Here is a 22,465-nt window from a genome sequence, read left to right as displayed (position 1 = left end):
CCCCGCCAATTACGACTTGTTCGCTGACCCGCTACTCCCCCAGCAGGGCCTTCTCGGGCGTGATGGGCAGCGAGCGGACCTGATGGCCGGTGGCGTGTGCCACGGCCGAGGCCACGGCGGCGAGCGGCGTGTTGATGACGACCTCGCCGATCGACTTGGCGCCAAACGGGCCCGTCGGCTCGTAGCTCGGCTCAAAGGCCACGCGAATGCTGCCGATATCCAGGCGCGTGGGCAGCTTGTAGCTCATAAAGTTGCCGGTACGCAGGCGGCCGCGATCATCATGCTCGACGATCTCGTAGAGCGCGTGGCCGATACCCTGGGCAATGCCGCCCTCGGCCTGGACGCGCGCGAGCGCCTCGTTGATCACGGTGCCGCAGTCGACGGCCGCCGCGTAGTCCACCACAGTCACCTTGCCGGTGGCCTTGTCGACCTCGACCTCGGCAATACCGGCCATAAACGGCGGAGGCGAAACGGGCAGGCAGGCAGAGGCATGCGAGGTGAGCGCGTCGCCGCCCGCGATGTTCTTGACGCACAGGTTGGCAAAATCGCGCAGCGTGAGGTAGCGGTTCTGCTCGCGCGCGGCACGCTCGTCAGACAGGCGCACGTACTGACCATCGAAGACCACATCGGCGGCGTCCACGTCCCACATCTGGGCGGCCTTGACGCAGATCTTCTCGCGCAGCTCGGTCGCGGCGTTCTTGGCGGCAAGGCCCGTCACGTACGTGCCCGAGCTCGCGTACGAGCCGGCATCGAACGGCGACACGTCGGTGTCCACGCCGCGCACCACGATCAGCGAGCTCTCCACGCCCAGCTCCTCAGCGGCAATCTGCGCCAGGATCGTGTCGACGCCCATGCCGTTATCGGTGGCGCCGGTGCCGATGGTAATGAAGCCGTCCTCTTCCAGGCGCATGTCGATGCCGGCGATGTCCACGTTGGAAATGCCCGAGCCCTGCATGGTGAGCGCGCAGCCCAGAGCACGCACACGGTCGCCCAGGTCCACGGCCAGCGGCTTGTCGCGCCAACCGATCATGTCCATCGCGCGCAGCAGGCAGCGATCGAGCGCGCAGGCGTTGAGCTTCTCGTTGTAGTACTGCGGCATGGTCTCGCCCTCGCGCACGATGTTCTTAAGGCGCAGGTCGGCGGGGTCCATGTGCAGCATGTCGGCGAGCTCGTTGACGGCGCTCTCCACGGCAAACTGGCCCTGGGTGGCACCGTAGCCACGATACGCGCCGCCACGGTTGGTATTGGTGTAGACGGCGTCCCAGCTAAAGCGGCTCGCCTTCACATGGTTATAGATGGGCAGGCTCTTGTGGCCCGACAGGCCGATCGTCGTGGTGGCGTGCTCGCCGTACGCGCCGGCGTTGGACAGCGTATGCAGGTCGATGGCCGTGATGGTACCGTCGTTCATGGCGCCCAGCTTAACGGTCATCTGCATCTGATGGCGCGAATTGCCCGCGGTAATGGTCTCCTCGCGGGTGTAGCAGCAGTAGCTCGGACGGCCGGTCTGCTGGGTGACAAACGCCACGAAGATCTCGCAGCAGCCCGTCTGCTTGGAGCCAAAGCCGCCGCCGATGCGCGGCTTAATGACCTGCACCTGCGACTGCGGGATGTCGAGCGACTGCGCGACCATGCGGCGCACGTGGAAGGGCACCTGCGTCGAGGTGGTCACCGAGATGCGGCCGAACGCGTCGGTCGTCGCGAAGGCACGGAAGGTCTCCATGGGCGCGGTCTGCGTGGCCTGGCTGGTATAAGTGCGCTCAAAGACGATGTCGCTCTGGGCGAAGGCCTCGTCCAGATCGCCAAAATCGCTGGTACCGCTGCACACCAGGTTGCGAGCAACGTCGCCGCCCTGCGGGAACATAAAGGTCACGTCGCCCTCGGGGTGGACCACGATGTCGTTATCGAGCGCCTGGGTAAAGTCGAGCAGGGGCTCGAGCACCTCGTAGTCGACCTTGATGAGCTTGAGTGCCTTGTCGGCGGCCTCCTCGGTCTCGGCGGCGACGATCGCCACCTCCTCGTTTTGGTAGCGTACCAGGTTCTCGAGGATCAGGCGGTCGTAGGGACTCGGCTGCGGATAGCTCTGGCCGGCGATGGTAAAGCGGCGCTTGGGCACGTCCTCGTAGGTGTAGACGCCCACGACGCCCGGCACCTTCAGGGCGCGCGAGGTGTCGATGGAGCGGATCTTGGCGCGGGCATACGGGCTGCGCTTGAGCTTAACGATGAGCGCGCCAGCGGGCACCATGTCGCCCGTGTAGACGGGACGCCCCTCGAGCAGGGCCTTCGAGTCCTTCTTAGGCTGCTTGTGGGTGATCTGCTTGTAGGTGACGCCGTCGCAGCTGGTGTCGTTGACCGGCAGCTCGGGCAACTCAAAGCCCACCTGCACGCCGGACTCGTTGAGAAAGCGCACGATGGCGCGCAGCTGGCTCTCGTAGCCGCTGCAACGGCAGAGGTTGCCGGCAAGCTGGCGCGAAAGCTCCTCGCGCGTGGCAACGAGGCTCGGGTCCTCCTTGGCGGCGCGGGCGAGCGCCAGCACGTTCATGATGAGACCGGGGGCGCAAAAACCGCACTGCTCGGCACCTTCGGCAGCCATCGCACGGGCGAGCGCCTCGGACTCGGCCTTAAGGCCCTCGAGCGTGGTGATGGAGCGGCCCTCGACGCGCGCGGCGGGAACCGAGCAGCTCAGCACCGGGTCGCCGTCGAGCCACACCGTGCACAGGCCGCAGTTGGTGGTTTCGCAGGCACAGCGCACCGACGAGCAGCCCTGCTCGCGCAGCAGCGCAAAGAGCATGGTGTCAGGGGCGATCTGAACCTTGACCTTGCGGCCGTTGAGCGTAAAGGAAAGATCGATGAGTTTGGCAGCCATTAGCGCACCTCGCTAGAATCGACGCCGGGCACGCGGCGGCAGGAATACTCGTCCGTGGCAAACTTAGGAATCTGCACGCCCTCGAGCTCGTGGGAAAGCGCGGCCGAAAGCTCGATGCCGGCGGCGCGACGCACAGCCTGGACGGCAAGCGGGGCCGAGATGCGGCGGCGGTAGTCAGCCGAGCCCCACAGGTTAGTGCCGTAGCTCAGCGCGCGTACGGACGCGGCCAAGGCGCGCAGCTCGTCCTCGGAAGGCTGCTCGGCGCTAAGGCCGCACGCCTCGCCCCGCAGCAGCGTCGCGCGCAGCGGGCGAGCGCCCACGGTGACGTGCCAGCTGTTGCCCCACCAGGCGGCGGTGACGTTTAAGGAGGGGAAGTCGGTCGCGGCCTTGCGCACGGCCTCGTAGCTTGCGCGGTAATCGTGCTTGACGACCACGACGCGCTCGATCACGTCGCGCACGTAGCCCATGTCCACGAACTCGGCGAGCGGCACGCGGCCGGCACCCGTCAGCTCAACATACGAATCGAGCGCGAGGAAGGCCGAGAGAACGTCCGAGAAGCCAAAGCGGCCGTAGATGCTGCCGCCCACCGTGGCGGTGTTGCGCAGCTGCACGCCCACAATGTCGTGGACGGCGAACTCAAAGACATGGTTGACAAGCGCGTTGAGCCCGGCATGGCGCTCGAGCTGGCGCAGGGTACACATGGCACCGATGCGAAACTCGGTCTCGGTCTCCTCGATCTGATCGAGTCCGCAGGCCGAAAGGTCAATCGCCGTCGCAACGCGACGCGAACCCAGGCGCATCCAGATGCCGCCGCCCACAATCTTGTTGTTGCGGTTCTTCTGCAAGAGCTCATAGGCTTCGGCCGCGTTTCCAACACGGACGTAGGTACCGAACTTGAGCACGTTCTCCCCCATCTCTCCACTTGTCCAGTACCTTTAAGTGTACCAAACGAGGGGGCGCCGCCATCGTCACCATAGAAAAAGGCTCCCAGCCGGATAGCTGGGAGCCTCATCACATGCTATGTCGAGCGAAGATTTAGCAGACGCCCTGGGCGAGCATGGCGTCGGCAACCTTCAGGAAGCCGGCGATGTTGGCGCCCATGACAAAGTTGCCCTCCTGGCCATACTCCTTGGCGGTGTCGTCCACGTTGTGGAACATGCCGCGCATGAGCTGCTCGAGCTTGCCGTCGACCTCCTCGAAGGTCCAGGACAGGTGCTCGGCGTTCTGGCTCATCTCCAGGCCGGACACGAGCACGCCGCCGGCGTTGGCAGCCTTACCGGGCATAAAGGCAACGCCGTTCTCCTGGAAGTAGGTCGTGGCCTCGATGGTCGTGGGCATATTCGCGCCCTCGCCGACCACCTTGCAGCCGTTGGCGACGAGCGCCTGGGCGTCCTCGAGCAGCAGCGTGTTCTCACGAGCACAGGGCAGCGCGATGTCGCAGGGCAGCTGCCACACGCCACGGCCGTCGCCCTCGTGCCACACGGCGTTGGGCTTCTCGTCGACATACATAGCGAGCGTAACGCCCTTGTCGTGGCCGGAGCGCTTCTTGTTGTAGACATGCTCAAGCACGGTGTAGTCGATGCCGTCGGGATCCTCGACCCAGCCGTGAGTATCGGAGCAGGCCAGCACCTTGCCGCCGAGCTGGGAGACCTTCTGGACGGCGTAGATAGCGACGTTGCCGGAGCCATGAACGACGACGTTCTTGCCCTCGAAGGAGTCGCCGCGGCTCTTGAGGTACTCATCCACAAAATAAACCAGACCGTAACCGGTGGCCTCGGTACGGGCGAGCGAGCCGCCAAAGGAGAGACCCTTGCCGGTAAGGACGCCGGTCCACTCGTTGGTCAGGCGCTTGTACTGACCGAACAGGTAGGCAACCTCGCGGCCGCCAACGCCCAGGTCGCCGGCGGGAACGTCGGTGTTGGGGCCAATGTGGCGATAGAGCTCGGTCATGAAGGACTGGCAGAAGTGCATGATCTCGTTGTTGGACTTGCCCTTAGGGTCAAAGTCGGAACCGCCCTTGCCGCCACCCATGGGAAGGGTGGTCAGGCTGTTCTTGAGGATCTGCTCCAGGCCCAGGAACTTGAGCATGCCCAGGGTGACCGTCGGGTTAAAGCGCAGGCCGCCCTTGTAGGGTCCAATGGCAGAGTTGAACTCGACACGATAGCCGCGGTTGACCTGGACCTTGCCCTGGTCGTCGACCCAGGGGACACGGAACATAACGATGCGCTCGGGCTCGACGAGGCGCTCAAGCAGGGCGGCCTCCTCGTACTCGGGATGGGCGTCGAGCGCCGGCTGGATGGTGCCGAGGATCTCGGTCGCGGCCTGGATGAACTCAGGCTGCTCGGGATAGCGGGCCTTGAGCTCTTCGAGAACTTTCTGCGTGTAGCTCATGCTTCCTCCAATGATGGGAAACGAAAAGTGTCGGTCGCGGCACCCCATGCGCCGCGAGCTTTATCGTGTATGGATAATATCGCACTGTTGCGGGAAAGTTTCGCATAAGCTGACGAGCAGATGTTTCGTTTTGATTACGATGCAGGTAGAGGCGTTTTTGAGTGCCTGACATGCAAAACCCGTGTTTCAAACCTGTTTCGTCCACGTGTTCCAAACCACCACATTGGGGACAGGCACCTTTGTGGTGGTGTGGTGGCTAAAGGACGAGCTGGTGGTAGTCGGCGGGGGTTATGCGGCCTTCGGTGGCAGCGCGGAAGGCAGCGAGCGCATCGCCCGAGAACGGCATGGCCCAGCACAGCCCGCAGCCGGCGGTAATGGAGCCGGGCAAAGGCATAATGCGCCCGGGCACGCCGGCATCCAGGCACAGCTGCTCGCATTCCATCACATCGAAGGTGCTGTCAAACGACACGATAATCTTGCGCTCGTGGTCGAGGGCATCACCGGACGGGCCTTCGCGGTGTGCCTCACGATACGCCGCAGCGGCCGCTTCCTCTTCCGCAGTATGTCCGCAGCCACCGCAGCCGCAGGTACAGGGCTCGGAACCATCGCAAGTGCAAGGCTCTCCCGTGTCAGGGCAAATATCGTGAGACATGGCAACTCCAATCGTCTAGGCGAGCAGCTCGGCTGCCGCAAACTCCTCGGGTGTATTGACGTTTTCGAAGCAGAGCGTCGAGCCTGCGGCCTTAACGATTTGTGGCTCATCCATATAACCAGCCTGAACGCGATTGATCAGGCAGCGAATGCGCTGGCGGTCGCAGGCAAGCAGCTCTTGGGCAACCGGCACACACGCGTCACGGCGCCAGACGGCGCAAAGCGGCTCAATCCCCCGCTCCTCGCGCGGCACGCACACGTCGAGCACCTCGGCCTCAACACGATCGGCAAGCGCGCCGATGAGTTCCGGCGAGACAAACGGCATATCGCAGGCAACGATCGCCACGAGAGGCAGCCGAGCCGCAGCCAACGAGCTCGCGATGCCGCGCATGGCGCCCGCCGAGCCTTCAAGGTCCGCCACCACACGCGGCACCAGGCCGCCAAACGCGCGCTCCTCAAGATAGGCAAGCTCGCTGGGACGCGACGTCGTCACGACCAACTCGCCAGCAACTGGCGCCAGCCGGCCCAGCACGCGCTCGATGAGCGGCTCGCCGCAAAACGCCATGCGCGCCTTATCGCAGCCCATGCGCGACGACAACCCGCCCGCCTGGACGACACAAGAAAGATCGGCCCGTCTTACGGTAGTCATACGGCAAACCACCCCCATCGGCATGCTCAAAACCCAGCACACGAAGCCAAATACCGTCGCCGATAAAGCGGGCGGCACGGCAAACCCATGCAAAAACAAAACAGCGCCTTTGCGGCACGCAGCAAGACCGCGAGCACAAAAGCGCTGGTAGCGTATGGCGGGAACGTATGTGAATCGAACACATCCAAGACGTTTTGCACGCCTCGCAACGGTTTTGAGGACCGCGGAGCCCACCGGAGCCCATCCGTTCCCAAGTGCGGCGGTATTTTACCAAACCGAGCAGTCAATCTAGCGCAGGGAGCGCAGGCCGCCGGCATCCTTGTCGAGCACCGTAAAGCGGACGGCATCCAGGTGCTCCAAGATGCTGATGGCGCGTTTGCGCGACACGCCTAGGGCCTCGCGCAATACACTCGTGGTGGCAGCGCCACCGGCATCGGCGATGGCGGCGGCAACGAGCTCACTCGCATGGGCCTCGGTGGCAGCAGACAGGGCAACGTCGCGCTCGACCTTCACGATCGAGCGGTTGAGCGAAAGCTCGCGCAGGGCACGCGTCATGGTGTCGCGACCGAGCTGCAGCTGTTCGCCCACCTCGGGAAGCGCCGGTGCATCCAGGCCAGCCTCGTCAAGCAGCGCGACGATGCGCTCGCAAGCCTCTCGCACCACGCGTGCCGCCGCGGCGGCCGAATGCGGATCGAATACCTCGGCACCCTCGGCGGCGCACACGCCACGGGAGCTGCCCTCGGCAATCAGGGCCGCGGCAACGCCTTCATCAGCGGCAGGCCACGCAGCATGGGCAACGGCGCCGGGCGTAAAGCCCGTCTCCTTGGGAGCCGCCGCGTGCATGGCGGTCAGGGTCGCCGCCAGTGCATCCATCGCAGCGTCAAGCGCGGAAGCATCTGCATACAGCGAGCCATCCGAGCCGGCAAGCTCGCACACAGCACCTCGCGCCACCAACTCGTTCAACGCGGCATCGACTCCACCGGAAACAAGATCCAGCGCCGCGGCAACGTCGGCAGCCACGACCGGCAACGTCTGCAGCGCCAGCCACGCCTCAACACCAGCGGCGGTATCGCCGGCCTCAAGCGCCACATACAGCGCACGCTCTCCTTCGGCAAGCTCGCGCGAGCGACGGCAGCGCGAAAGCAGCACACACCCGCCGCCAATAAGCATCACGGGCGAATAGGACAGCACCACAGCATGGTCCCCGGCACGCAGCGGCAGCGAGTTTTCCAAGCGCACCTGAACAATACGGGTCTCGCCCACCGCCATGGGGGCCTCGCCCTCCATAAGCATGATGCGGCCGACAACCTCGGCCGTACCCGCCATCACATGCACGCGCGCGCCCGACTCGAGCACACGCGGTTTAGCGCCCTCGCGGCCCAGGTAGGTAAACGTCATCATAAAGCGCAGCGTCTGGCCAAAACGGCCCTCCACGCCGAGCATCTCGCCGCGATCGAGCGCGGCGACAGCATCGCCCACCAAGTTGAGCGCCACACGCTGACCGGGCAACGCCTGCTGCGTGTCGCCATGCACCCGGATCCCGCGTACGCGGCAGACCGTGCGCGACGGCAGCGCGACGAGCTCATCGCCCACCGCAACCGGCGCATCGTGCAGCGTTCCCGTCACGACGGTGCCGGCGCCCTTGATCGTAAAGCAGCGGTCAATCGGCAGGCGCGGCGCGGCATCGCTCCGCTCGGCACGCTCGCGACAGGTATCCCAGCAGACACCCACCTGCTCGTCGAGCACCGCAAGCAGCCCGTCAATCCCCTCGCCCGTCTTAGACGACACGGGCACAATTGGCGCGCCCGCAAACACAGTACCCGACAAAAAGTCATCGACATCGAGCTCGGCCAGATCAACCATCTCGCTATCGGCCAGGTCGCACATCGTCAGCGCGACCACCATGTGCGTAACGCCCAGCAGCTCCAGCACATGCACGTGCTCGCGGGTCTGCGGCATCACGCCCTCGACGGCCGAAACCACCAGCACGGCAACGTCGATACCCGTCGCACCCTGCACCATGGCGCGCAGGTAATGGGCATGCCCCGGCACGTCGACCAGGCCGACGATCTTGCCGCTCGGCAGCGCCAGCTCGCCAAAGCCCAGCTCCACGGTCATACCGCGACGGCGCTCAACCTCAAGACGGTCGGGATTCTTGCCGGTCAACGCCTCGATCAGTGCCGACTTACCGTGGTCGACGTGGCCCGCCGTGCCAATGATAACGGGACACTCCACCAGCGCCTGAACCTCACTCATCGAGCAATCGCCTTCTCAACGCATGCGGCAAGCGTCGATGCCGCCGTCTCGATATCTCGGTCGCCCACGAGCGTGCGCACGTCAAACAGGACGCGATCGTGCGAGGCGCGCGTGACGACCGGCGTGTCGAAGTCCTGGACAAGCGAGCGCTTGAGCGCGTCGACCGTCAGGCGCTCGTCAACAAGACGCACGGCAACGCACATCGTGGGCAGCTCCACGGTTGGCAGCGAGCCGCCACCGGGGGTCGACGATTCCTCGACAATCTCCAACTCAACGGCACACGGGCAGCCAGCCTTATCGAGGCCCGCCACCATCAGCTCGCGCAGCTTGCGTGCGCGGCGCTCCAGATGAGCCTGCGGAAGCGTGAGCATGTTGAGCACCGGCACCTCTCGATGGGCCACATCCGCCCCGTCCATGTAAATGCGCAGTGTAGCCTCGAGCGCCGCCAGTGCGAGCTTGCCCGGACGCAGGGCACGCATAAGCGGATGCGACCCGCAGGCCTGGACCAGATCGCGACGACCCATGATAATGCCCGCCTGTGCGGCACCGAGCAGTTTATCGCCCGAGCACGACACCAGATCGAGCCCTGCCGAAACCGAAGCCGGCGTGGTTTCCTCGCCGCCGCGCACCAGGATGTCATCGGGCAACAGCGCGCCCGATCCCTGGTCCTCGTAGAACAACAGGCCATGCTTGTGAGCAAGCGCCGCAAGTTCCCGAGAACCTACCTCCTCGTGGAAACCCTCGATGCGATAGTTGGAAGGATGGACCTTGAGGATCATCGCCGTATCGGGCGTGATGGCGCTCTCGTAGTCGCTCAAATGCGTGCGGTTGGTGGCGCCGACCTCGACGAGCTTGGCGCCCGAAGCCGCCATGACATCGGGGATGCGGAAGCTGCCGCCGATCTCGACAAGCTCGCCGCGGCTGACGATGACCTCCTTGCCTGCGGCATGGGTCGCCAGCACCAGCAGCACGGCGGCGGCGTTATTGTTAACGACCAGCGCGTCCTCGGCACCGGTAAGCGAGCGGATGAGCTGCGCGGCGTGCTCCTTGCGCGACCCGCGCGAGCAGGTATCCACGCTGTACTCGAGCGTGCTGTAGCCGCGCGCAACCTCGGCCACGGCCTTGGCGGCCGACTCCGCGAGCGGGGCGCGACCCAAGTTGGTATGGATAACCACACCCGTGGCGTTAACGGCGGGACGCAGGCTCGGCAGCGCGGAGCGATGCGCACGCCACTCGATGGCCGAGGCCAGCTCGCGCTTGGAACGCGGGGCGGCGCCGGCACGGATAGCGGCGCGCTCCCCATCGAGCTCGGCCGTGACGGCGGCATGCACCACCGCGTCGCAGGTCTCCCCCGCCGCCTTCACAACCGGCCACTCTGCGAGCAGCTCGTTGACGGAAGGAATAGCGCGAAGGCGGGCGCGTACCTCATCGGACATGTTCTGGCTATCGCTCATGTGCGACCTTTCAAAACCAAAGGTGAATCAATCGTTCGAACGTCAAACTATCAGCCAATTCGATCGGCTGAGTCAATTACTCGTCATTATCCCCGCACGCGACAATCTTTTCCACGCGAACGGCGTTTTCCTGAGTAAGCGCGGCACCCGTCAACGGGTCCCAGCGCAGCGGCGTGTGGTCGAGTGGCCCGACGCCCAGGGTCTGAGCGCCACCGGCATCGGCGCCAAACGAACGCCCACCGGGGGCGGCCGAGGTGAAGATGCACGCCGGATGCAGATACGGCGTCGTCTCCACGCGCACGCGGTCGCGGCCCATATCGCTCACGAGTTCGACGATCTCACCGTCGGCGATACCCATGTGCGCAGCAGCATCGGCATTCATCTGCACGGCATCCAGGTCCGACCCAGCCTCGGCGGCACCTTGGGCTGCAAGCCTTCGCGAGGTGTGCGACTCAAAGGGACGGTTGCCGCTAATGAGGCGAAACATCCCCGGGCCAGGCTCCACCATGGGAGCGATCCAGTTGGGTACACGACCCAGGCCGGCTCGTTCCCATATGTCGCTTGCCAGCGCAATCTTTCCGCCGGCAAGCGGAATCACCGGCTCACCCGTGCGCGTCGGCAGCGTCATGCCCGTATCGGCCCAGCCGCACTCCATGAGCTCGTCCAGATCGATCCCAAAAGGCGCCACCTGGGCAGCCGCCAAATCGTCAGACGTAAACTGGAAGTACTCGCCCACGCCACACGCCCGCGCCAGACCGGCAAAAATCTCCCGACCGGGACGTGTGTCGTCATGCTGCACAGGCAGCACGGCGTTGCGGTAGAACACGCGCGCATCGTTGGCGCCTGTCACCGTTCCCACGCCGCGGTCAGCCTCCAGATACGTCACGTCGGGCAGCACGAAGTCAGAAGCGCGCGCTGTCTCGGACCAGCGAATATCAATCGTCACGAGCAAGTCGAGCTGCTGCAAGATGCCCAACCAAGCCTGCGCATTGCCATAGCCCGCACCAGGGTTACTGGCATAGACGATGAGCCCACGCAAATCGCCGGCAAGAATCGACTGACCGATGGTCGTACACAGACCGCGCACCGGATCGACCAGTGGATAGCGCTCGGACCCCAACTTGGGCTCACGTGGCATCGACGGCGTCGCGAAACGCGCAGGGTCCAAATCGCCCAACGCAAGCGGCGTGGGTGGATTGAGCGCGCCGCCCGCGTGTCCGATGCAGCCCAGCAGCACATCGACCAGACAAATCGCGCGCGCGGTCTGGGTGCTATTGGCATACGCGATACCGATGCCGCCATGAAAGCCCGCATCTACCACGGCGGCAGGCGCGGCGGCAGCTAGATCGCGCGCCGTGGCGGCAATCTCTGCGGCCGGCACGTCGCACATCGACTCGGCCCACTCGGGCGTCCAAGCACGGGCCGCCTGCGCCAGCTCGTCAAAACCCATGGTATAGCGGGTCACGAACTCTTGATCATACAGGTCCTCGGCAATCAAGACATGGGCGATACCCAACAGCAGCGCCAGGTCGCAGCCCGGACGCACGCGCAGCCAGCGGTCGGCAAGCGCAGCCGAGCCACTGCGCCGGGGGTCGACCACGATAATCTTCGCCCCACGGCGACGGGCATCGTTGAGCGCATCAACGGCCCCCATCGTCGACGAATCGACGATGGAACGCCCCAGGTACATGATGCAATCGGTATGCGCCAGATCGGAGGCGGGACTATAGCCCAGGCTGTGCTCCCAGCCGGTGAGACGGCTCACCTCGCAGGCACCGTCTGCACCGTATACGTTGGGCGAGCCCAGCGCATGCATAAGGCGATAGGCCCAGTAGCGATCGAACGAGGGAACGCCGAGCGTCATGCCCAGCGCACGAGGCCCGCACTCGTCAATAATCCCCAAAAGACGCTCGGCAATCTGCGCGAACGCCTCGCCCCAGGTAATCGCATCAAACCCCGAACCATCCCGGCGGCGTCGCATGGGATGCAAAATCCGGTCGCGCTCGTCAAACGGCATGTCCAGGCGATGCCGTCCGCGGGCGCACAGGGCACGCGCCACGCACGGATGCCCCACAACCGGCAACTCAGCCACCACACGCCCGTCCTCAACGCGTGCCGCAAAGGCGCAATCGGCATAGCATCCCCCGCATGTCGTCACCACGGCGCGACCGTTACGCTCCACAGCAGATGCCATCTCGATTACCCCTTTCACCAGCCAAACACAACAGGCCAACAGTCCGACAACGAGTCCCAGACCCAAAAAGCCTCCCGCACGGCAACGCCCCGCGGGAGGCCCAACGTCAAACAGACGGTACCTTACGCCTCGGACTTCTTGGCGTAGATAAACCAGTAGCCGAGCGCGACCAGAACCGCGCCGCCCACGATGTTGCCCAGGGTGGCGGCGGACAGGTTAAACGCAATGCCCGCAGCGTTGAGCGCATCGGCGCCGGCGACCTTGGCACCATAGCCGCACGCATGCATCACGGCACCCATAGGCAAAAAGTACATGTTGGCGACACAGTGCTCAAAACCGCAGGCCACAAAGGCAGCGATGGGCAGCAGAATGCCCACAACCTTATCGACCACGGTCTTGCCAGCGGTACCGATCCACACGGCCAGGCACACAAAGATGTTGCACAGGATGCCGCGGAAGAAGATCGTCACCCAGTCGATCGTCACCTTGCCGGCGGCGACGCTCACCATAGAATTGGCGACCGCCTCGCCGTTGAGCTTGTAAATGCCGGCCATGTACACCAAAAAGACGATAAGCAGGGCACCGACGAAATTACCGACCCACACGACGACCCATGCCTTGAGCATCTGAGCCAGGGTGATCTTTTTGCTCTTGAGCGCGCAGACCATAAGCGAATTGCCGGTAAACAGCTCGGCGCCGCACACCAGTACCAGCACCAGGCCCAGGCAAAAGCACAAGCCGCCCACGACGCGCTGCGCACCCCAGCCCAGCGTGCTATCGCTCAAAAACACCGTAAAGAACAGGCCGCCGAAGGCGATGAACGCACCAGCGAACATTGCCAACAGAAAGGCCTTAGCGACCGGCAGGTTAGCCTTGGTCACGCCGGCGACCTCGGTCTTGGCCTCGATCGCGGCGGGCGCCAGGCAATCGGGAGCGGGATACTCCACCTTGGAATCTGCCATGTCAATCACTTCTTTCCTAACAAAATGGAACAAGTGCTCCTACTGCTCTTGCCCCAAGCGGACAAAGTGGGAAAAGTCGTTGGCGGCCACGGCGTCGTACACGGCGTCGACGGCGTCAAAGACTTCCGGGGACATGGGGTTGTAGAACTCCGTGTCGCCCGGCTGAATCCCTATGAAGACGATATCTTCGCACGATTGCTCAATCTCTTCGATCAGAATCGACAAGGGAAGCGAATGCGTGGTGAACATCGACTTGCGGGCCACATCGCGCTTGTCGAGCAAGCGGATGGCGCCGACGGGCAGCGCCATGTCGGCGGCATCGACCAAAACCAGACGCGGCGGACGCTCGCGCTTGACCTCGATGATGTCGTCCTCGGGCGTTTGGCCACCGTCGATGGTGTACCAACCGGCGATGGGCGCGTCCTCCATCTTTTTGGAGAGCACGGGGCCGGCGGCATCGTCGGCGCGCAGCACGCTTCCCGCCGTGAGCACGATGCCCGCAAACGGGGCGCCGTTCACACGCCCATCCACAACGCGACCCATTACTGCAACCTTCCCGTCAGATACACGCCCGACACATCGCGCACGCGCTCCACCAGATCGCGAAACTTCATTAAGAACGCGACCTGCTGGGCATGCAGGCCAAAGTCGTCATCGAACACCGAGATGCCGGCCTTGGCCGACCCGCGAAAACCGCGCTCATCGAGCAGCGTGTCACAGGCCTCGAGCAGCGACGGCACGGCCGCCTTGTCGAGCTGGCACTCGCCAAAGGAGCGGATGGCCTCAAACTTGGTCTTGGCCTCCCCCTCCGGCAGCGCGTCGACGAGCGAATAGAACACGTTCACCGGCACCGACAGGCGCGGCTCAAAGCAGTCGAGCACGCCGGTGTGGTGGCCCACGGCGAGCGTGTAGTACAGCACGTCGCAGGCCTCCTGGGGAACGTCTTCCTCGGTCTCCACAAACTTACGTGTGAGCTCATAGAAGACCACCTGGTCGGGCGCGTGGCCCAGGCAGGGGTCGGCGACGCCCTCGGCGGCCTCGTCGCTTGCGCGCGAGGCATCGCCAAAAGAGCCGCCGAGCATGCCGGGGCCCGCAAAGTAACCAGAGCGGTCCGTGAGCTCCATCTAGCGACCTCCGGCCAGCACCAGATCCTGCAGCGCCGAGTACACCTCAACACGGCGAGGATCATCCTGCTTGTCGATGAGCAGCGCCATGGCACCGTGGATATCGCCCTTGGGCGCGCCCTCGAGCGTATCCATAAACTCGTTGGCCAGGTCGCGGCCGTAACGGTAGCCGCTCATGGCGCGAGCCTCGCGCTCGATGGCAACGCGCAGCTTGTACGGCACGCCGGGGTGCAGGATATCGGCCTGCTCGCCGGCGGCCTCCACCGTGGTCTCGGCATGGAGCTTTTGGTCCAGCAGACCGAGCGCCATGGCAAAGCCGTAGACGGTCTGCGCGGGGCTGGGCGGGCAGCCGGGGATATAGACATCGACCGGCAGAATCTTATCCGTGCCGCCCCAGACGCAGTAGTTGTCGTAGAAGATGCCGCCGGTGCAGCCGCACGCGCCGTAGGACACCACAATCTTGGGATCGGGTGCGGCCTCAAAGGCGCGCAGGGCCGGCATGCGCATGGCACGCGTCACGGCGCCGGTGTACAGCAGCACATCGGCGTGACGGGGCGAAGGCACGACCTTGATGCCAAAGCGCTCGACGTCGAAGACGGGCGTGATGGAACCGAAGATCTCGATCTCGCAGCCGTTGCAGCCGCCGCAGTCGACGCGGTAGACGTACACCGAGCGCTTGATCTTCTTAAGAAGGGTCGCCTTGGCCTTCTCGATGCTCTCGTCGAGCTCGATCTTGGTCGGGCGGTACTGAAGCCGCTCGGGCAAAAGCGTGGGTTCGGCCATGGTTACTCCTCCTTCGTTTCAAAATCCATGATGATGCCCTCGACCGGCGCCGGACCGGCGGGAATCTCGGGCGCATCGGGGTTGAGCTCGCGGTCGATATACTCCGGGTTCACGCCATGGCCGCCCAGATACTCCATGCCGGGGCCCTGGGGCTCGCCGGACGCAAGCGTCTCGTTGGCAGCCATGCCGGCAGCGTTGCCGGTCTTTACGGCCGAGGCGGCGCGCAGGGCGTCGAGCTCGCGCTTGCACTCCTGGCACATACCGACGGTGCGGGCAGCCTGCTCGGCCTCCATGCCGCCGGCCTTTTGCAGCAGGCGCTTGGCATAGTCGATCTCCTTGTGCGGGGCAAACGGCTTGCCGCACCGCGAGCAGTGCTCGAGCGTATAGACGCTCTTGCTGGTAAGGTCGTCCTTGCTCATGACGGCCAGCTCAAACTCCTCGGTGAGCTTGATGGCCTCCATGGGGCAGGCTTCCTCACAGCGACCGCAAAAGATGCAGCGGCCGTAGTCGATCGACCAGGTGATGGTGTCGGCCGCAAGGTCGGTGTCCATGCGAATGGCATCGGCCGGGCACGCCACGCCGCAGGCACCGCAGGCGATGCAGAGCTCGGCATTGTGCTCGGGTTTGCCGCGCATGTCCTTGTTGGTGGGGAACGGCGCAAACGGGTACTTGACCGTCGCGTCGCCGGCCTTGGCGTTAACCTTCCAAAGCTTCAGCATATTAGAGCGCCTCCTCATCGAGCGGAGCGGCCATGGTGCCCTCGCCCGCAAGCGGCGACTTGTCGCGCCAGACGTTCTCGAACTGCTCCTTGTCGAGCACGTGGTCGCGCTTGGCGGCGACATCGGTCACCGTCACGCGGTCGGTGCAGGAGTAGCACGGGTCGAGCGAGCCGACGATCAGCGCCGCGTCGCCCACGGTGTTGCCGCGGAACATGTAGCGCAGGACCGGCCAGTTGCTGTACGTGGCCGCCTTGGCGCGCCAACGGTAGCACTTCTGGTTGTTGCCGAGCATGGCCCAGTGCACGTCCTCGCCACGCGGAGCCTCGGTGGCGCCGATGGCGTACTTGTGCGGGGTGTACTCCCAATCCGTGGTAAGGATGGGACCCGACGGGCAGTTCTCGAGCATGGTCTCGATCATGTCAATCGAATCGTAGACCTCCTGGATGCGGACGGCGGTGCGGCCGAAGGCATCGCAGGTGTCTGCCGTAGCAGCATGCATCTTCTGAACATCCGGATCGGCGTAGCCGTCGAAGGGATGGTCAAAGCGCACGTCGCGGGCATAGCCCGAGCCACGCATGAGCGGGCCGACCGGCGAGAAGTCGCGTGCGATCTTGCGGTCCAGAATGCCGATGCCACTCGTACGCTCAATAAAGTTGGGCGTGGAGAGCAAGACGTCGACGAGCTCCTGAACCTCGGAGCGCAGCTGGTGGATGGTCGTGAGCGTGGAGAGCTTCTGCTCGGCCAAAATGTCGCGACGCACACCGCCGATCACGTTGAGGCCGTAGGTCTTGCGGTGACCGGAGAGCTTCTCGGCCAGGTCCATGGACTTCTCGCGGACGCGGAAGAACTGCTGGAAGCCGGAGTCGAAGCCCGTGTAGTGCGACGCCAGGCCAATGTTGAGCAGATGCGAGTGCAGGCGCTCGACCTCGAGCATGATGGCGCGGATGTACTGGGCGCGCGGCGGGACATGAATGCCCTGGGCGCGCTCGACGGCCTCGGCATAGGCCACCGAGTGGGCGCAGCCGCAGATGCCGCAGATGCGGTCGGCGAGGAACGTCACGGCGTCATAGTTCAGGCGCGTCTCGGCGACCTTCTCCATGCCGCGGTGCACGTAGAACAGACGGTAGTCGGCGTCGACGATCGTCTCGCCCTCAACGAACAGGCGGAAGTGGCCGGGCTCGTCGGAGGTAATGTGCAACGGGCCCATGGGGACGAGCGTGGTCTCCTTGCCCTTGGTGTCGGCCAAGAACTCGTAGTTTTCCATGTCGCTCGCGGGAGCGGGACGGAAGCGGTAGTCCATGGAGTCCTTGCGCAGCGGGTACAGGCCGCTGGGCCAGTCATCGGGCAACACCAGGCGGCGACGATCGGGCAGACCCTCGGGAATCAGGCCGAACATGTCGCGCAGCTCGCGCTCGCCCCACACGCAGGCGGGGACGAACGGCGTCACGGACGGGAACGTCATCTTGGCGGGATCGACCTCGGCGCGGACGGTCACCCAGCCGGGATCCTCCCCCTCCATGGAGATGACGTAGTACACGGCGTAACGGCCGCACAGGCTGCGCTCATCGTTGCCGATGATCACGGGAATCCAGCCGTAGCGCTCGTAGTACAGGTAGTGGACGGCCTCGGGCAGCTTGTCCTGCTTGACGGTGATCGTCAGCTGGTCCTCGCACTGCCACTCGACCTTCTCGATGCAGCCCGGAACGGCGCGGCGCAGGGCCTCGACATGGCTCTCGCAGCGGCGGGCATACACCTTGTTCTCAGTTTCAATCATTCGTTACTCCACCTCGCTCTGAGCGGTCTCGGTACCGAACACAGCGCGGTACATCGGCGTCGCGTGAAGTTCCTCGGTGCTCTGCTCGAGCACGATGCCGGTCGCGGTCTCCACACCGTGCACAAGGGGCAGCGGGGTGGCGATGCCAAACCACAAGATCATGACAGCCAGGATGATTTCGGGGATAAGCATGAGCGCCGGGACCTCATGCTTATCCATGCCCTGGGGCGCATGGCCGAATACCGACTTGAGTGCGATGCGGGTGAGCGCGGAGATGGCCACGGTAAGACCGAGGGCGACCACGACAACCAGCCACATGGGACCGGCGGTAACACCGGCGACAAAAGTCAGGAACTCAGAGATAAACATGCCAAAGGGCGGGAAGGCACCAAGACCGAGCAGCGCCAGGACGGCGAGCGCGGCTGTTGCGGGGGCAACCTCGACGATACCCTGAATCTTGGCCAGGCTACGCGTGCCAAAGGCGTGCTGGATGTTGCCGGACACGCAGAAGGCAAGCGTCTTGGTAAAGCCGTGGAACACACAGTGCAGCAGGGCCGCGGCGATACCCAGCGGGCCACCGATACCCAGGCACAGGGCGATAACGCCCACGTTCTCCACAGACGAGTACGCAAAGCGGCGCTTGAGGTCGTCCTGGCGAAACATCGAGAGTGCCGCCACCAAAATGGACAGCGTGCCGACGATCAGCAGCAAAAGTTGCGGATACTCGGCGCCCACGGCCTGGATGGTAAAGCCGTAGAAGCGCATGATCACAAGCATGGCGCACTTAAGCAGCACGCCCGAGAGCAGGGCCGAGACAGGGCTCGGGGCCTGGGAGTGGGCATCGGGCAGCCAAGTGTGCATGGGGAACAGGCCGGCCTTGGTGCCAAAGCCGATCACGATAAACGCAAAGGCGAGGCGCATGAGCGTCGGGTCGAACTGGTCGGCATACGGCAGCACGCACGACAGGAACGCGGCCTCGTGGGCATTGGGAATCACGTCGGCGGCGTTGGCGTAGATCAGCAGCGTACCGAACAGGCCGAAGGCCACGCCGGCAGTGCAGACCATCGCATACTTCCAAGAAGCCTCGAGGGCCGTCTTGTTCTTGTAGATACCCACGAGGAACACGGTAGAAAGCGTGGTTGCCTCCACGGCGGCCCACGTGAGGATCATGTTGTTGGACAGGCACGCGAGCAGCATGGTGAACACAAACAGGCTAAACAGCGCAAAATACTGCTTGGTGCGCTCGGCGGGCATGGAGCCCTCCTCGATATCGGCCTTTTCATAGGGCAGCGAGAACAGCCCCGTAAGAAAACCGATAAAGCCGATGAGCAGCACAAAGATGGCGCCCAGCGAATCGAGGTGAAACCACAGGCCAAGAGCGCTCGCGGTGTCGCCGCTCATAAGGACGTCACCGGCCGTCATAATCGACAGCACCAGGACGGCTGCGACGGAGACCAGGTTGAGACCCGCAAACACGTTATAGGACGTGTTCTTGGGCAAAAAAGCCATGACCAGCGAGAACACCAAAGGAGTCGCGAGCAGGGCGAAAATCAACGTTTCCATGGACTACCCCCTCAGCTCGGACAGGTCGCGCGCATCGAGCGAGTGGGAGTCGTCCCAAATGCGACGCACGACGATGGACATGATGATGACGGCAAAGATGGCGTCGGTGGCGATACCGATCTCGATGATCTCGGGAGCGGTGGGGGCCAAGAGCGCGAGCGTCACATGGCTGCCGTTTTCCATAAGGCAGTATCCAAAGATCTGCTTCATGATGTTGCGCTGCGAAATGATGCAGGTGAGGCCCACAAAGAAGTGAGCGAAGCTAATAGCGAGCGCAGGCGTTGCGACCTCGGCCGTGGGCAGGCTGATCTGCGTCACGACGGCAAAGCAGATCGCGACCTCGACGGCGATGATGCAAATGGCCCACGCGGGCTTAAGGCCGGCCTTGAGCGATGCGTCGCTCGGCTCGCCCATCTTCTTGTATGCGCGGTTGAGGATGTAAGGGACCAGGACGACCTTAGTGATAAAGGCAGATCCGGCCCACATAAGCAGCTCCTGCGCACCGGTGGTGACACCGAGCGTGGCGAGAAGCCCCACGAGCACCAGCGACTGCACCGCATACCAGCTGATGGCATGCTTGATGTTCTTGGAGACAACCACCATGGTGGACGTGACGATCAGAAGGCCGCCAAGGATGTTGACGATCGAATAACCCATGTCGTTCTACCTCCTAACCGATCCAGCTGGCCGAAAGCGGGCCGCTGACGATAACCATGATGATGAGCACGATGAACACGAACGCCATCGCACGGGGAAGCGGGGCTCCCGCAGCGACCTCGTCGCTCGGGTCGCCGGGCAGGCAATAGCCCATCCACTTGAGGAACCAGGCAAAGGTGGCGACGGTCTCGGCGACCATAATGCACACGAGCACCAGGATCGCGACGTTGCCGGCACCCACGGAAAAGCCGCCGGCGATAATCTGGAACTTCGAGAAGAACGTGTTCATGGGCGGCACGCCGGCAATGGCGAGTGCCGCGACACCAAAGCCCACGCCCGAGATCGGGTACTTCTTTACGATGCCGCGAAGCTTGGGCAGCATACGCGTGCCGAGCGTAAAGGAGAACGATCCGGCGATCAGGAAGAACAGCGTCTTGGCGAAGGCGTGGTTAAAGATGTGGCACACGGCGCCGTCAAAGGCCAGCTGGCTGCCAAAGACCGAAAGGCCCAGACCAAAGAACACATAGGAGAGCTGGGCGATCGTGGAGAAGGCCAGCAGACGCTTCATGTCCTTTTGCGGCAGGTACATCAGGAAACCAAAGAGCATGGTGACCATGGCGTCGACAATGGCGACCCAGCCCACGATCTCGGGAATCTCGCCGGCAGAGACGAGCGCGCGCGCGAACACGCACACGCCGACCTTGACCATCGAGGCGCCATGCAGGTAGGCCGAAACGGGCGTCGGCGCCTCCATGGCCGAAGGCAGCCACATGTACATGGGAACCTGTGCGGACTTGGCCCAGGCTGCAAACAGCACGAGCAAGAGGACGATAGCCTTGAGCTTGGCATCGAGGCCGGCAATCGCGGTAATGGCGAAGGTGCCGGTGTGGGCAAACACGATGGCGGCGCCCAGATACAGGCCGAGCGCACCGATATGCGTGATGATCAGGGCCTTCATGCCGGCCTTCTTAGCCGTAGGCGTCATGTAGTAGCTAATGAGGCCCCAAGAGCACGCACCCGTGATCTCAAAGAACACGAGCTGGCCCAAAAGGGTCGAGCTGTACACAAGGCCGGCCATGGCACCGATGAAGGTCGCGAGGTACGCGTAGAAGCGACGACGCGGCGCGTCGGGATGCTCACGGTTATTCTCGCTCATATAGGGAATCGAATAGATCACGACAAGCAGGCCGATACCCACAAAGGCGGGCGCGAGCAGCGTGCTCATGCGATCGAAGGTGAATCCCATGACGAGGGTCTGCCCAAACGAGATCAGGGGGACCTGCGTGTCGGGCATGCCGCCGCCAGCGAAATTCGCGGCGAGGGCAATGGTGCAGGCCGTCGAGACGGCGGCACCCAAAACGCTGAACCACTTGGCGTACGGACGGGGGAACAGGGCGACGAGCACCGAGGCCACCATCGGGGCCGCGATAGCGACCAAGCCGAGAAGGGACAGACTGACTGCAAATGACATTGTTTCTCCCTTCTCCTACACGCCGACGACCACGAAGACAAACGCCAGAACGGCGATGCCCACGACGGCCCAGGTCTGATTGCCAAGCACCTTAAAACGAGAGCGCGAGCAGGAGTTCTCGATCACGCCGCATACGACAAAGTCGATCAGGCACTTCACCAGGAAGATGACCGCGCCCAGAACGGCGGCGACGCCCACGGTCGCGGGCTCGCCCCAGGGGACAAAAATCGCGCAGAACCAGGCGACGACCAGGACCTGCTTCATGGACATGGCGAGCTTGGCCATGGCGAGCGACGGGCCGGAAAGCTCGGCGAGCGGACCTTCCTGAAGCTCCTGCTCGGCCTCGGCCTGGTCAAACGGCAGCTTGCCGAGTTCCATGTAGCAGGCAATCGCAAAGGCGATGCCGGCGAGGATCACGGCGACCGGCGCGTCGACGGCGCCCGTCATGATGTGCTGACCCATGGTGGCGATGTCGGTGGAGCCGCACACCAGGGCGGCGGCAAACAGCGCCAGCAGCATGGACGGCTCGATGAGCACGCTCATGAGCAGCTCGCGAACGCCGCCGATACCGGCGTAGGCGTTGGACGAATCCACACCGCAGAGGGCGAAGAAGAAGCGGGCGAGCGCCAGGCTGTACATGATGGTGATGGCGTCACCAAAGACCGGGATGGGGCTTTGTGCCGTAAAGAGCGGCAAGCCCATCGCGAGCATAAAGGCGACGGCGAAGAACAGCGGCGGCATAATGCGCAGCGCAAAGCTCGCGTCCTCGCTCTGGGACTCGGGGCGCGCAAAGAGCTTGGCCAGGTCGCGGTAGTCCTGCATGATGCTGGGGCCGCGACGGTTGTGCATCTTGGCGCGGATCACGCGACCGAGACCGGAGAAGAACGGCGCGACGGCCATAACGACCACGCCCTGCAGAACGGCAAGTACGATGTTGTTCATGCTCTCCCCTCC

The 22,465-nt window shown here is 64.0% G+C and carries 18 protein-coding genes and 1 tRNA gene; all 19 read right to left on the bottom strand.

Annotation, left to right across the window (positions count from 1 at the left end; translation table 11 throughout):
* Positions 1-31: 31 nt before the first annotated feature.
* The 19 genes from I4W09_RS03745 to I4W09_RS03655 all read right to left on the bottom strand — a co-directional run bounded on the left by I4W09_RS03745 (position 32) and on the right by I4W09_RS03655 (position 22,453).
* A complete protein-coding gene (locus I4W09_RS03745; protein ID WP_196031963.1) occupies positions 32-2,863 on the bottom strand; it encodes a molybdopterin-dependent oxidoreductase in 2,832 nt (943 codons plus the stop codon).
* A complete protein-coding gene (locus tag I4W09_RS03740) occupies positions 2,863-3,765 on the bottom strand; it encodes an FAD binding domain-containing protein (protein ID WP_371732495.1) in 903 nt (300 codons plus the stop codon). The genes I4W09_RS03745 and I4W09_RS03740 overlap by 1 nt, the downstream gene beginning before the upstream one ends.
* A gap of 133 nt (positions 3,766-3,898) precedes the next feature.
* Positions 3,899-5,254: an NADP-specific glutamate dehydrogenase gene (gdhA, locus tag I4W09_RS03735; RefSeq protein WP_195239674.1), complete on the bottom strand. Its 1,356-nt coding sequence runs from the start codon at positions 5,252-5,254 to the stop codon at positions 3,899-3,901.
* A 256-nt stretch (positions 5,255-5,510) separates the two neighbouring features.
* Positions 5,511-5,906 (bottom strand): putative Se/S carrier protein, encoded by a 396-nt coding sequence (locus I4W09_RS03730; protein ID WP_195193057.1) that lies wholly within the window; start codon positions 5,904-5,906, stop codon positions 5,511-5,513.
* 15 nt (positions 5,907-5,921) lie between these two features.
* A complete protein-coding gene (mobA, locus tag I4W09_RS03725) occupies positions 5,922-6,554 on the bottom strand; it encodes a molybdenum cofactor guanylyltransferase (protein WP_196031957.1) in 633 nt (210 codons plus the stop codon).
* Between the two features lie 155 nt (positions 6,555-6,709).
* Positions 6,710-6,806 (bottom strand) — tRNA-Sec (locus tag I4W09_RS03720).
* 36 nt (positions 6,807-6,842) lie between these two features.
* Positions 6,843-8,810 (bottom strand): selenocysteine-specific translation elongation factor, encoded by a 1,968-nt coding sequence (gene selB / locus I4W09_RS03715; protein ID WP_196031954.1) that lies wholly within the window; start codon positions 8,808-8,810, stop codon positions 6,843-6,845.
* Complete coding sequence (selA, locus tag I4W09_RS03710) at positions 8,807-10,264, bottom strand: L-seryl-tRNA(Sec) selenium transferase (RefSeq protein ID WP_230318663.1); 1,458 nt, start codon at positions 10,262-10,264, stop codon at positions 8,807-8,809. Before selA ends, selB begins: the two co-directional genes overlap by 4 nt.
* A 76-nt stretch (positions 10,265-10,340) precedes the next feature.
* On the bottom strand, positions 10,341-12,458 hold the full coding sequence (locus I4W09_RS03705; RefSeq protein ID WP_196031951.1) for a molybdopterin-containing oxidoreductase family protein: 2,118 nt from the start codon (positions 12,456-12,458) through the stop codon (positions 10,341-10,343).
* Positions 12,459-12,580: 122 nt separating this feature from the next.
* A complete protein-coding gene (locus tag I4W09_RS03700) occupies positions 12,581-13,420 on the bottom strand; it encodes a formate/nitrite transporter family protein (protein ID WP_196031948.1) in 840 nt (279 codons plus the stop codon).
* Between the two features lie 39 nt (positions 13,421-13,459).
* Complete coding sequence (hycI, locus tag I4W09_RS03695; protein WP_052044134.1) at positions 13,460-13,963, bottom strand: hydrogenase maturation peptidase HycI; 504 nt, start codon at positions 13,961-13,963, stop codon at positions 13,460-13,462.
* Positions 13,963-14,544 (bottom strand): formate hydrogenlyase maturation HycH family protein, encoded by a 582-nt coding sequence (locus I4W09_RS03690; protein ID WP_196022399.1) that lies wholly within the window; start codon positions 14,542-14,544, stop codon positions 13,963-13,965. Before I4W09_RS03690 ends, hycI begins: the two co-directional genes overlap by 1 nt.
* Positions 14,545-15,327, bottom strand: a complete 783-nt coding sequence (locus tag I4W09_RS03685; RefSeq protein WP_196031945.1) for an NADH-quinone oxidoreductase subunit B family protein — start codon at positions 15,325-15,327, stop codon at positions 14,545-14,547.
* Positions 15,328-15,329: 2 nt separating this feature from the next.
* On the bottom strand, positions 15,330-16,046 hold the full coding sequence (locus I4W09_RS03680; protein WP_070097519.1) for a formate hydrogenlyase complex iron-sulfur subunit: 717 nt from the start codon (positions 16,044-16,046) through the stop codon (positions 15,330-15,332).
* Between the two features lies 1 nt (position 16,047).
* Positions 16,048-17,820 carry a hydrogenase large subunit gene (locus I4W09_RS03675; protein ID WP_196031942.1) on the bottom strand — a complete coding sequence of 591 codons (1,773 nt, stop codon included), beginning with the start codon at positions 17,818-17,820 and terminating at the stop codon, positions 16,048-16,050.
* 3 nt (positions 17,821-17,823) lie between these two features.
* Positions 17,824-19,383 (bottom strand): hydrogenase 4 subunit F, encoded by a 1,560-nt coding sequence (locus I4W09_RS03670; protein ID WP_196031939.1) that lies wholly within the window; start codon positions 19,381-19,383, stop codon positions 17,824-17,826.
* Positions 19,384-19,386: 3 nt separating this feature from the next.
* Positions 19,387-20,040 carry a hydrogenase 4 membrane subunit gene (gene hyfE / locus I4W09_RS03665; RefSeq protein ID WP_055286167.1) on the bottom strand — a complete coding sequence of 218 codons (654 nt, stop codon included), beginning with the start codon at positions 20,038-20,040 and terminating at the stop codon, positions 19,387-19,389.
* A gap of 13 nt (positions 20,041-20,053) precedes the next feature.
* Positions 20,054-21,511: a hydrogenase 4 subunit D gene (locus tag I4W09_RS03660; RefSeq protein ID WP_196031936.1), complete on the bottom strand. Its 1,458-nt coding sequence runs from the start codon at positions 21,509-21,511 to the stop codon at positions 20,054-20,056.
* Between the two features lie 15 nt (positions 21,512-21,526).
* Complete coding sequence (locus I4W09_RS03655) at positions 21,527-22,453, bottom strand: respiratory chain complex I subunit 1 family protein (RefSeq protein WP_196031933.1); 927 nt, start codon at positions 22,451-22,453, stop codon at positions 21,527-21,529.
* Between the last annotated feature and the right edge of the window lie 12 nt (positions 22,454-22,465).

Origin of the sequence: Collinsella aerofaciens, assembly GCF_015670795.1 — a bacterium.
Classification (GTDB): Bacteria; Actinomycetota; Coriobacteriia; order Coriobacteriales; family Coriobacteriaceae; genus Collinsella; species Collinsella aerofaciens_Q.
The sequence above is the reverse complement of the archived record's forward strand: the minus strand, read 5'-3'. Positions and strand labels throughout refer to the sequence as shown.